12 protein-coding genes and 1 pseudogene are annotated in these 10,791 nt (G+C 63.4%); 7 read left to right on the plus strand and 6 right to left on the minus strand.

Going from position 1 to position 10,791, the window contains the following annotated elements:
- Positions 1-1,506: TIGR02302 family protein (locus EOA85_RS16430; RefSeq protein WP_127210386.1), on the plus strand; the 1,506-nt coding region annotated here is incomplete at its 5' end.
- A 12-nt stretch (positions 1,507-1,518) separates the two neighbouring features.
- Here the strand turns inward: EOA85_RS16430 and EOA85_RS16435 are convergent.
- Complete coding sequence (locus EOA85_RS16435; protein WP_127210388.1) at positions 1,519-2,376, minus strand: LysR substrate-binding domain-containing protein; 858 nt, start codon at positions 2,374-2,376, stop codon at positions 1,519-1,521.
- Between the two features lie 225 nt (positions 2,377-2,601).
- On the opposite strand from EOA85_RS16435, the gene EOA85_RS16440 reads away from it, so the two are divergent.
- Complete coding sequence (locus EOA85_RS16440; RefSeq protein ID WP_127210390.1) at positions 2,602-3,552, plus strand: DMT family transporter; 951 nt, start codon at positions 2,602-2,604, stop codon at positions 3,550-3,552.
- A gap of 20 nt (positions 3,553-3,572) precedes the next feature.
- On the opposite strand, the gene EOA85_RS16445 is transcribed toward EOA85_RS16440, so the two are convergent.
- From EOA85_RS16445 to EOA85_RS16455, 3 genes are all read right to left on the minus strand, one after another.
- Positions 3,573-3,944, minus strand: coding sequence for a response regulator (locus EOA85_RS16445; RefSeq protein WP_127210392.1), 372 nt, complete (start codon positions 3,942-3,944; stop codon positions 3,573-3,575).
- A 63-nt stretch (positions 3,945-4,007) separates the two neighbouring features.
- Entirely contained in the window at positions 4,008-4,550 is a 543-nt protein-coding gene (hpt, locus tag EOA85_RS16450) for a hypoxanthine phosphoribosyltransferase (RefSeq protein ID WP_127210394.1), read from the minus strand.
- A 27-nt stretch (positions 4,551-4,577) separates the two neighbouring features.
- Positions 4,578-5,228, minus strand: coding sequence for a hypothetical protein (locus EOA85_RS16455; protein ID WP_127210396.1), 651 nt, complete (start codon positions 5,226-5,228; stop codon positions 4,578-4,580).
- Between the two features lie 191 nt (positions 5,229-5,419).
- Between EOA85_RS16455 and ftsE the strand changes: the two genes are divergently transcribed.
- The 3 genes from ftsE to EOA85_RS16470 all read left to right on the plus strand — a co-directional run bounded on the left by ftsE (position 5,420) and on the right by EOA85_RS16470 (position 7,862).
- On the plus strand, positions 5,420-6,079 hold the full coding sequence (ftsE, locus tag EOA85_RS16460) for a cell division ATP-binding protein FtsE (RefSeq protein WP_010911739.1): 660 nt from the start codon (positions 5,420-5,422) through the stop codon (positions 6,077-6,079).
- Entirely contained in the window at positions 6,072-7,061 is a 990-nt protein-coding gene (locus EOA85_RS16465) for an ABC transporter permease (protein ID WP_127210398.1), read from the plus strand. Before ftsE ends, EOA85_RS16465 begins: the two co-directional genes overlap by 8 nt.
- A gap of 81 nt (positions 7,062-7,142) precedes the next feature.
- Complete coding sequence (locus EOA85_RS16470) at positions 7,143-7,862, plus strand: YdcF family protein (RefSeq protein WP_127210400.1); 720 nt, start codon at positions 7,143-7,145, stop codon at positions 7,860-7,862.
- Between the two features lie 6 nt (positions 7,863-7,868).
- Here the strand turns inward: EOA85_RS16470 and EOA85_RS16475 are convergent, their stop codons facing one another.
- A complete protein-coding gene (locus EOA85_RS16475) occupies positions 7,869-8,501 on the minus strand; it encodes a pyridoxamine 5'-phosphate oxidase family protein (RefSeq protein WP_095517808.1) in 633 nt (210 codons plus the stop codon).
- Positions 8,502-8,615: 114 nt separating this feature from the next.
- Here EOA85_RS16475 and EOA85_RS16480 point away from each other — a divergent pair, with 114 nt between their 5' ends.
- A complete protein-coding gene (locus EOA85_RS16480; protein WP_127210402.1) occupies positions 8,616-9,527 on the plus strand; it encodes a LysR family transcriptional regulator in 912 nt (303 codons plus the stop codon).
- Positions 9,528-9,626: 99 nt separating this feature from the next.
- Positions 9,627-10,421, plus strand: coding sequence for a 1-acyl-sn-glycerol-3-phosphate acyltransferase (locus EOA85_RS16485; RefSeq protein WP_029348612.1), 795 nt, complete (start codon positions 9,627-9,629; stop codon positions 10,419-10,421).
- A gap of 23 nt (positions 10,422-10,444) precedes the next feature.
- On the opposite strand, the pseudogene EOA85_RS16490 reads toward EOA85_RS16485, so the two are convergent.
- A pseudogene (locus tag EOA85_RS16490) lies at positions 10,445-10,791 on the minus strand (LysE family transporter); the annotation flags it as partial.

Consider the following 10,791-nt stretch of genomic DNA (forward strand, 5'->3'; position numbering starts at 1 on the left):
CTCTATGGCCCGCCTGAAATGCCGCTGACGCTGCCGCGCCGCGGCGCCAAGGGGAACGCCGCCAAGACCACGAAGGACCTGACCGAGCATGTCTGGGCCGGCGGCAACATCAAGCTCACGCTTGTCGCCACCGACGACGCCGGACATACGGCAACCAGCGAGATTAAGACGCTGGTGATGCCGGAGCGGCCTTTCTCCAACCCGCTGGCGAGGGCCGTGATCGAGCAGCGCCGCGTTCTGGCGCTCGACGCCAACTCCAAGAGCCGCGTGCTCGACCTGATGGACGCGATCACGCTCAGGCCCGAAGATACGTTCGACAACATGGCGCACTACCTCGCCATCATGAGCGCCCGCACCCGGTTGAAGATGGCTGACAGCGACGACAAGCTGCGCGACGAGGTCGCCTATCTGTGGGAGATCGCGCTCGGCATCGAGGAAGGCAATCTTTCGGAGGCCGAGCGGCGGCTGCGCCAGGCGCAGCAGGCGCTGCAGGACGCGATCAAGAACGGCGCCAGCGACGAGGAAATCGACAAGGCGATGAAGGAACTGCGCGAGGCGATGAACCAGTTCCTGCAGGAATTCGCCCAGCGTGCGCAGCAGAATCCGAACGCGCCGCAGATGCAGCAGAACGGCCAGGAACTGCGCCAGAGCGACATCGAACGCATGATGGACCAGATCGAAAACCTGGCGAAATCAGGCGATCGCGACAGCGCGCAACAATTGCTTTCGCAACTGCAGGACATGATGAACAATCTGCAGGCCGGACGTCAGCAGCAGGGCGGCCAGCAGAACAGTGAAATGCGCCAGCAGATGGACAAGCTCGGCGAGATCATGCGGCGCCAGCAGGAGATGATGAACGAGACGTTCCGCATGGACCAGATGCAGCGCGGCCAGCAACAGCGCGGGCAGAATCGCGACGAGCAGCTCGGCGAGAACGGTGAGCAGGGCCAAATGGGCGAGCAGCCCGGCCCAGGTGAAGACCGCGATCCGCTCGGCCGGCCAATGACGCCGCAGGAGTTCGCCGACGCGCTGAAGCGGTTGCAGGAAGGCCAGGGCAAGCTGCAAGGCGACCTCGACCAGCTGAGAAAAGGTCTCGAAGGCATGGGTCTCGAGCCCAATGAAGGGTTTGGCGAGGCCGGCAAATCCATGGGCAATGCCGAACAGGCGCTTGGCGACAGCGATGGCGACCAGGCCGTCGGTCACCAGGGCCGCGCGCTGGAAGCGTTGCGCAGGGGCGCCAAGGACATGATGAAGCAATTGCAGGCCATGCAGGGCGACGAGGGCGACGGCGAGCGGGGCGGCCGCCAGCAGAATGCCGACCGCGATCCGCTTGGCCGGCCACGCGCCACCGAGGGCCCTGACTTCGGCGATTCGGTGAAGGTGCCGGACGAAATCGACGTGCAGCGCGCCCGCCAGATCCTAGAAGCGATCCGCAAGCGGCTCGGCAACGCGCTCAGCCCCGATATCGAGCGCAGCTATCTGGAGCGGCTGCTGGAGCTGAAGTAAAGCCGCTCCGCTCTAGCGGTTGGTGAACGCCTCGCGGATCGCCTCTTCCATGCCGTCGATGGCCTCGCCGGAAGCGTTCGGATTGCGGCGCAGCACCACGTTCGAGGAATCGATGTCGCCGAACCCATCCGCGGCCGTAAGTTCGCGGCAGCCGGCCGGGATGTTGCTGCGCGAGATCGGCGCGATCGCCAGCCCGGAGGTGACGGCGAGCCGCAGGCCGCCATTGGTGTCGCTAGTATAAGCGACACGATAGGCGAGACCGCGCTGCTCCAGCGACTTGATCGCGAAATCCTTGCACCAGCCGGCACGGTTGTAGAGCGCGATCGGCACCGGTCGCTCCTCATGCATGTGATGCAGCTCCGACGTTACCCATACGGTCGGATCATGCATCAGCACCTCTCCGCCGGAGAGGTCCTGCCACTCGAACACCACCGCCAGATCGAGGTCGCCGGCGGCGAGCGCCGCGATCTGCGCACCCGAATGCGCGTAGCGGACGGTGATGTCGACCTGAGGATGGCGCTTGGCAAAAGCGCCGAGCGCGCGCGACAGGATCGCGTGGCCATATTCTTCTGGAATGCCGATGCGCACCGGCCCGCCAAGCGGCGCCGCGACCATCGAGGCCGCCGTCTCGTCCAGCAGCGACACGATCCGGCGGGCGTTGACGATGAGTTCGGCGCCGCGTCGCGTCAGCGCCACACCGCGCGAGCCGCGCTCGAACAGACTGTCGCCGAGCACATCTTCGAGCTTCTTCATCTGCATCGAAACCGCCGATTGGGTACGGCCGGCCTGCTCCGCTGCCTTGGTGAAATTGCCGGTATCGGCAACCGCTACGAAGGTGCGCAGCAGATCGCTGTCGAGCGTGGGCTTCATTTGTCCGCCATAAGAAATTCTGATTGCAGGTATCATTCCAATTCGTTTGCAACATGTCAAACGGCGGATAATAGTCGCTTCACCCATTGGATATGCGGCTGCGAAATCGGCTGCGGACCAATATAGAGTCCTCACTCGTACCCGCTGCCCGAAACGGTGGCGGGTTCTTTTTACCCCGAACGCAGGCCCGGTTCCGGGCCGCACTGCAAGGAGCCGTCGAACGACATGCAGAACCGGATCGTTCTCGGCATGGCAAGCCTTTGCCTCGGCGTTCTGGTGTTCTCGCTCCAGGATCCGCTGATCAAGGCCGTGTCGGGCACCTATCCGGTGACCGAGGTGATGGCGATCCGCTCGATCGTCGCCCTGCCCATTCTTCTCGTGCTGGTTCATGCCGATGTCGGGCTCCGGGCGATCTTTTCAAAGCGATTTCGCATGCTGACGACGCGCGCCTTCATCCTGTTCACCTCCTACACGGTCTACTATCTGGCGATCGCCGCCCTTCCGCTTGCCGACGCGGTGGCGCTCTATTTCATGGCGCCGCTGTTCATCATGGTTCTTGCCGGCCCTTATCTCGGCGAACGGGTGGCGTGGCAGACGCTGGTCACCGTCATGGTCGGGATGCTGGGCGTGCTGGTAATGCTGCGGCCCGGTGCCGGGCTGTTCGACTGGGCGGCACTGCTGTCGCTGGCGTCGGCGGTGCTGTACGGGTTTTCGCAGTTGATGGCCCGCAAGATCGGCGACACCGAATCATCCACGGTCATGGCGTTCTATCAAAACGGCGTCTACCTCGTGGGCGCTGCAGCGGTCGCCGTGCTGTTCTGGCTGGCAGGAATAGCTCATGCCACGCATCCGAGCCTCGAATTCCTGGTCAGGCCATGGATCTGGCCGACGCGGATCGATTTTCTGACGATGGCCGCCTGCGGCTTCGTCGCTTCGGCCGGGATGATCCTGTTGTCGCAGGCCTATCGGCTGGCGCCCGCCAACAGCGTCGCCACCTTCGAATACACCGGCATCATCTGGTCGCCGCTGTGGGGTTTCCTGTTCTTTGCCGAAGTGCCGCGATCAACCACCGTCATCGGCGCCGCCCTGATCATCGGCGCCGGTCTGTTCGCGCTCCATTCCAGTCGGCGCCGGGGCAGCACGCCGGCAATCGCGGCAACCTGCGATCCGGCCTGACTGCAATCAGGCTTTGGCCGCTAGGCAAAACAGGCGAGCGCCTGTTCGACACGCGCGCGGATTTCGGCCAGCGTGAACGGCTTTTGCACGACGTCCACAATGACACCGTTCAATTCCTCGGCGCGCTCGCGCTGGTCGGCATAGCCGGTCATCAGCAAGATCTTCATCGCCGGAAAAAGCGACGCCGCCGATTTGGCCATTTGGATGCCGTCCATTTCCGGCATCCGGATATCGGAAACGACAAGGTCATAGCCGCCACGTGCTGCGCGGATCAGGGCAAGCCCTTGCGCGCCGTCGGCGGCGATGTCGATCATATGCCCGGCGCGTTCGAGCGCGCGGCCGGCGAGGGTGCGGACGGAATCATCGTCCTCGACGATCAGGAGCTTTGCCATAGCGGAATGTTTGGCGGGGAAAAGTTGACTTTTCCTGAACCGCAAACGGCATCGAAGATAAATCTATGCGTCGCCCTTGACGACGCCGACAAACGGCAATTCGCGAAACGCGTGGGCGACATCCATGCCGTAGCCGACGACGAAATAGTCGGGGCAGTCGAAGCCGACATAGTTGGCGTTGAGCGCAGTCTGGCGGCGCATGCGCTTGTCGAGCAGCACGGCGATGGCGCAGCTTTTGGCGCCGCGCGACAGCATCAGGTCGCGGGTGAAGGACAGCGTCTTGCCGGATTCGAGAATGTCGTCGATCAACAGCACGTCGCGGCCGGTGACTTCATTGTCGATGTCACGCAGCACCCTCACTTCGCCGCTGGTGGTACCGGCGCCGTAGCTGGAAATGAAGATGAACTCGACCTCGGGCGACAGGCCGACATCGTGCATGGCGCGGATAAGATCGGCGGCGAAGATGAACGATCCTTTCAGCACCGAAATCACCAGAAGGTCCTGATAATCGTGCCCAGCGATCTCCTTGGCGAGCTCCAGATTGCGCCGGGCAATCGCCGACGCCGAAAACAAGACCTCGATATTCTTGCCACGCACGATTGGCATTAGCCGCCTTTCCAGAAATGATCGCCCCTAATTGGCGAAGGTGACCGAGACGGTCTTGACCCCGTTTCTAGGCACGTCGAGCCGGCTGGAAAAGCCAAATCTTTCGCCGGGCGCCAGCGAACGGTTGAATGTCTCCAGCGTATAGCGGGTTGTGCGCCTGTCATTGCCGGTGACCCGGATTTCCAGCGGCGGCAATGGCAACGGGCTGGCACCGTCATTCGCGGCCTCGCCACCGACGAACAGGACAGATTCCGGCCCGGACGCATCGATACGCGACGTAACGCCTGAAATGGTGAGTGCAGCGCCCGTCTCCTGTGCCGCGAGAAGAAGCGGCGCCTGGCGCACCAGCGCGTGCCCGCCCGAGATCCAGAAGGCTGCAAACGCCACGCTGAGGCCGGCGATCCAGAAGATCGGCCCGCCGCGCGACGCCCGCAGCCGTTCCATCGCGGCTTTCGGCTTGCGCAACATGTCCATGCCTTCGAGCGATGGCGTGGCGATCACCCGCGAAAGCGGCGGTGAAAGGTCCATGCTGGTGGTGAGGCGCGGCAGCACCTCGAAGTCGGCATCGACGACGTCGGCGGCTGGATCACGCAAGATGCGTTCCGGCGCAGGATTTGCGGCCGAATCGGTCATGAATTCGCCGGAAACCGGGCGCGCGGTTCGATCGTCAGCCATCACGGCCCCAGCACTACGGCACTTGTTAGTCTTCGTTTCTTTTGCGTAAACGGAAATGGTTAACGCTTCCCGACCGGAACCCTTGTGACGCGCCTAAAAAACCTCCGAATTAACCCCGGGTTAACCATGCCGGCCGATGGTCTCTTCTCAGAGAAGGCTGGCTCGTCGCCGCCGCAAGTTTCAGGTCGTCGAACGTGATCCGCTTCGAAAATGTCGGCCTCCGCTATGGCATGGGTCCGGAAATCCTCCGCGACATTTCCTTGCATATACCGGAGCGCTCCTTCCAGTTCCTGAGCGGCCCTTCGGGCGCCGGCAAGACGACGCTGCTGCGGCTTTTGTTCATGTCGCTCAAGCCGACGCGCGGGCTGATCACCATCTTCGGCAAGGACCGCTCGCGCATCTCGCGCACCGAGCTGCCGCATCTGCGGCGGCGAATCGGCGTGGTGTTCCAGGACTTTCGCCTGCTCGACCACATGACGACCTATGAAAATGTGGCCTTGCCGCTGCGCGTGCGCGGGCGAGAGGAGGCGAGCTACCGCACCGACGTGACCGAATTACTGAAATGGGTCGGCCTTGGCGAGCGCATGCATGTGCTGCCGCCGGTGCTGTCGGGTGGCGAGAAGCAGCGCGCCGCAATTGCCAGGGCGCTGATCGAGCAGCCCGAGATCCTGCTTGCCGACGAGCCGACCGGCAATGTCGATCCCCCGCTGGCGCGACGCCTGTTGCGGCTGTTCATCGAACTCAACCGGCTGGGCACTGCGGTGGTGATTGCAACGCACGACCTCGGCCTGATGGAACAGGTCGACGCACGGCGCATGATCCTGGCCGGCGGAAGGCTGGATATCTATGACTGACCTTTCCGTTCACCATGCCGAAGACCAGCACGCCGGTAAGGCTGCGACGACGCAGCGCGCTCAGCGCAAGATGGCGCCGATCGTGCCGGCGCAGAACATCGCCGGCCGGGCACTGGTCCTGGTCATTGCCATCATGACTTTCCTCTCCTGCCTGACCTTCGGCGCAGTGACGCTGGTGCGAGACACCGCCTCGGTCTGGGAGAACCAGATATCACGCGAGGCGACCATCCAGATCAAGCCGGTAGATGGCCTCGACATGGAGGCAGCACTTGCCCAGGCCTCCCAGATCGCCGGTGAATTTCCTGGCGTGAAGAGCGCCAGGATCGTCGACCGCGATGCCACGGCGCGGCTACTGGAGCCGTGGCTGGGTTCGGGTCTCAACATCGACGAGCTCCCGGTGCCGCGTCTGATCATCGTCACCATAGACGAGAACAACCCGCCCGACTTCGCCGCAATGCGCGCCGCGATCACGCCGAAGCTCCCCAGCGCAGCACTTGACGACCATCGCACCTGGGTCGACCGGCTGGTGGCCATGGCCCGTACCACGGTGACAATCGGCATTGCCGTGCTGGCGCTGATGCTGTCGGCAACCGTGCTGACCGTGGTGTTCGCAACGCGCGGCGCCATGGCCGGCAACGGCCACATCATCGAAGTGCTGCATTTCGTCGGCGCCGAAGCGCGCTTCATCGCGCGCGAATTCCGCCACCACTTCCTGGTCACCGGCATGAAGGGCGCAGCCGCCGGGGGTGCGGCGGCGGTGCTCGTCTTCATCGTCTTCTCATGGTGGTCGTCGCGCAACATGGCAACGCCGGAGGCCGATCAGGCGACCGCCTTGTTCGGTAATTTCGCTATCGGTTCGGCGGGCTATCTCGGGGTCGTCCTCATGGTGCAGGTCATCGGTGCGCTGACTGCGGCAACCTCCCATGTCACCGTCGTCACCTATCTCAGCGACATCGATGTCCGCCAGCCGGACGCGGGGTGATCACGAATAGAGAATTAGCGTAACGTAATGTGTGCTCTTCCACCTACTAAACGCCGCATTTCGGGGTTAACGATAGAGACGATGGACGCGCGCGAGTCGACCGGAACGGCTGGACAGTTACCCTTGGTGATTGGGCCATCCAGCGAGCGCGTCACGCCCGGCCGATTGGCGGGCGCATTGCGCATCTCCGCTTTCTTTCTGCTCGTGCTGGCAACGCTGTTTGCCGGCGGCTTCGGCTGGTTCGCCAACACTGTCAGCCGTCTCGCGACGCCTATCAATCCGGCAAAAGCCGATGCCATCATCGTGCTGACCGGCGGCCATTCGCGTCTCGACGCCGCTATGGGTCTGCTGGCGTCCGGCAAGGGCGAGCGGCTGCTGATCAGCGGCGTGCATCCTTCCGCCAGCCGCCGCCAGCTTCAGGTCGCGACCCGCGGCGACAAGAAATTGTTTTCCTGCTGCGTCGATATCGACCGCGCCGCGCTCGACACGATCGGAAATGCCGAGGAAAGTGCCAAGTGGGTGGAAGATCACGCCTATGGCACCGTGATCCTCGTCACCAACAACTATCACATGCCGCGCAGCCTGCTGGAAATGGGCCGGCTGCTCCACAAGGCCAAGCTCGAGCCCTATCCGGTTGTCAACAGCAACCTTGGCAATGGCGGCTGGCTGACCAAGCCCAGGGCGCTGCGCGTGCTGTTCACCGAATATAACAAATATCTGCTGGCGCTGGCGCGCGGCATCGTGCCGGTGAAACCAACGCCAACCGGCATCGCGCTGGCCGAGGCTGCTGCGCCGAACTGACCTATATCATTCCTTGACCGTGGCGCATGAGGCGCTGCGCAGGCGCGCGATCTCCTGTTCGAGACGTTCGATACGCTTGTCCCGCTCGGCCAGCGCCGCCGCGACGTCGGCAGCTTCGAACCGTTGCGGAATATGCTGCGGGCAATTGGAGTCCCAAGCCGAAACCGTGAACAGGATGATTTGTTCGGGGCGGGCCTTGTAGCCTTCCGGCATCAGCTTCGCCATCAGTTCTGCGTCGTCCTCGACGACACGCGCGCTGCCCCAGATCTTGATGCGCTGTCGGTGCGCATAGTCGATCAGGAACAGGAATGCGCGGGGGTTGTCGTCCAGATTGCCCTGGGTGATGAATTGCCTGTTGCCGGAGAAATCCGTGAAGCCGATCGTCCGCTCGTCGAGCACCTTGAGGAAGCCGGCCGGCCCGCCGCGATGCTGGATGTAGGGCTGGCCGTCACCATTGGCCGTTGACAGAAAGACGCTGGTCTGCGCCTCGATGAAGGCGGCGAGATCGGCCGTGATATCAGCTTGCCAGCCGCCGCGCTCCTCGACGCGGGCATAGGCCACGCGTGAGCCTTTGCGGGCCTGGATCGCCTTGACGGTCGGCGTAAAGGCAACATCGCTGGTGAAGGCGTGAGCATTCATGGAACCTCCTTTGCAGGCAGAGCTGCGAGCCGTAGTCAGCAAAAAATAAGGCCTTCCATCCTCCGGATGCAGATGGCATAGATGCAACCAATCCTTCCATTTTTCGGGAGAACCATGGATCGCCTCGAGGCCATGTCGCTTTTCGTCGCCGCGGTGGAGGCCGGCAGCCTTTCGGCCGCCGGACGCCGTTTCGGCATCCCACTTGCAACGGTCAGCCGCAAGGTCTCCGACCTGGAGCGGCATCTGAAGACGCGTCTCCTGAACCGCTCGACGCGGCAGCTGACGCTGACCGACGCGGGTCACGCCTACCTGGCGGCCTGCCGTCGCATTCTCGACGAGGTCGGCGAGGCCGAGCGGGCCGCCGCCGGCGAATACAGCGCCGCGACGGGCGAACTGATCATCACCGCACCGATCGTCTTTGGCCGCCTGCATGTGCTGCCGGTAGTCACCGGCTTCCTCGCCGCCTACCCTGACGTGACTATCCGCCTGATGCTCGCGGACCGGATAACCCAGTTGAGCGAGGAGCATATCGATCTCGCCGTCCGCATCGGCGAGCTTCCCGACTCGAGCCTGGTGGCCACCCGCATCGGCTCGATCCGGCGCGTCGTTTGCGCGAGCCCGGCCTATCTGGCTGAGCACGGTATGCCGGAGACCCCGAGAGACCTCGCGGCACATAACTGCATCACCTTCGAGGGGCTCACCGCTCCCGCCGCATGGACTTTTGCCACCGGCAAGACCGAGCTCGCCGTTCCGATCCGCTCACGGCTTCGGGTCAACACCGCGGAAGCGGCGGTCGACGCCGCGATTGCCGGCGTCGGGTTGACGAGGGTGCTTTCCTACCAGATCACAGCTGCGGTGCGGGCGGGCACACTCTGCACCGTGCTGGAGGCATTCGAGCCGCAGCCATGGCCGGTCAGTCTCGTGCATGCCGGCCAGGGTCTGCTGCCGGTGAAACTGCGTGCGTTCGTCGATTTCGCCGCCCCTCGCCTGAAGAAGCGGCTGATGCAAGCGACCTGGCAGGCCTGACGAACGGATAGCGGGTCAAGTCGGATCGATTTCGCATCGTTTCCTTTTTGCCCGCGCTTGGTGTAACCAACGCACACCTCCTCACCGGGCACTTCCCCCATGCTCCTTATCCGCTCGCTGGCGTTCAACTTCGTCTTCTATGTCAATCTGATCGTCCAGATGATCCTCTGGACCCCGTACTATTTCCTGTCACCGCGCCACCGCGCCTGGTTCGTGCCGAAATTCTGGTCGCGCACAAGCATGTGGCTTTACGACAAGATCGCCGGTACCAAAAGCGAGATCACCGGCCAGGAAAACCTGCCCGAAGGCTCCTTCATCCTGGCGCCCAAGCATCAATCCTTCTGGGATGCGATTGCCTTTTTCCCCCTCCTGCAGGATCCGATCTACATCCTGAAGCGGGAACTGACCTGGATCCCGTTCTTCGGCTGGTACATCTTGAAAATGCGGATGATCCCGGTCGACCGCGGCAGCCGCTCGAAAGCATTGAAGGCAGTCGTCGCCGCGACCAAACAGGAGCTGGCCCGCAATCCCCGCCAGCTGATCATCTATCCCGAGGGTACGCGCCGAGCGCCGGGCGACGAGCCGGCCTATAAATACGGCATCGTCGAGATCTATGCGCAGCTTGGCATTCCGGTGGTGCCGGTCGCCCATGTCGCCGGCCTCTACTGGCCGCGCCGGAAATTCCTGCGCTATCCCGGCACGATCAAGGCCCGCTTCCTGCCGCCGATCCCACCCGGGTTGGACAAGCAGGAATTCATGGAACGGCTGATCGGTGAGACGGAAGCCGCCTGCGACCAGCTGCTCGTCGAGGCCTCCAATGCGCCGAACCCGCCGCCTATGCCGCCGACGGCGGTGAAGCGGCTGAGCGAGCTGGCCTCCGATACCTCGGCCTGAACTGCAGCCTGGCCGATAATATCCTAGGGAATCACAGCCAGTGCCGTCGTCAAAACCAGCGTCGCCGCGAACGTCAGATTGATGATCCGCGAGGCCAGCGGTTTGCGCAGGAAGCGCGCAAACGCTGCCCCGGCGAGAAGCCAAAGGGCATGGATGGCGACGATCATCGGGGCGAGGACCGCCAGCTTGAGGCTTGCATCAAGCTCACCGGCGGACGACGTGCCGGCGAACACAGCGGCAATCGCCACATAGGCTTTAGGGTTCGCGACGGCCAGAAGAAACCCACCCAAGAACCGTGGGAAGTGCGGCCCCGCCGGTACGCGCAGCCAGAGGCGGAGCCGTTGCTATCTTGAAGGCGAGGTAGAGGATG

The sequence above is a fragment of the Mesorhizobium sp. M5C.F.Ca.IN.020.29.1.1 genome, assembly GCF_003997375.1.
Lineage (GTDB): Bacteria > Pseudomonadota > Alphaproteobacteria > Rhizobiales > Rhizobiaceae > Mesorhizobium > Mesorhizobium wenxiniae.

Bases quoted from the DNA above. Each gene is read 5' to 3' on its own strand.
- EOA85_RS16485 (WP_029348612.1), top strand. From the start codon at position 9,627: ATGCTCCTTATCCGCTCGCTGGCGTTCAACTTCGTCTTCTATGTCAAT.
- EOA85_RS16465 (WP_127210398.1), top strand. From the start codon at position 6,072: ATGACTGACCTTTCCGTTCACCATGCCGAAGACCAGCACGCCGGTAAG.
- EOA85_RS16435 (WP_127210388.1), bottom strand. From the start codon at position 2,376: ATGAAGCCCACGCTCGACAGCGATCTGCTGCGCACCTTCGTAGCGGTT.
- hpt (WP_127210394.1), bottom strand. From the start codon at position 4,550: ATGCCAATCGTGCGTGGCAAGAATATCGAGGTCTTGTTTTCGGCGTCG.
- EOA85_RS16475 (WP_095517808.1), bottom strand. From the start codon at position 8,501: ATGAATGCTCACGCCTTCACCAGCGATGTTGCCTTTACGCCGACCGTC.
- EOA85_RS16440 (WP_127210390.1), top strand. From the start codon at position 2,602: ATGCAGAACCGGATCGTTCTCGGCATGGCAAGCCTTTGCCTCGGCGTT.
- EOA85_RS16470 (WP_127210400.1), top strand. From the start codon at position 7,143: ATGGACGCGCGCGAGTCGACCGGAACGGCTGGACAGTTACCCTTGGTG.
- EOA85_RS16445 (WP_127210392.1), bottom strand. From the start codon at position 3,944: ATGGCAAAGCTCCTGATCGTCGAGGACGATGATTCCGTCCGCACCCTC.
- EOA85_RS16480 (WP_127210402.1), top strand. From the start codon at position 8,616: ATGGATCGCCTCGAGGCCATGTCGCTTTTCGTCGCCGCGGTGGAGGCC.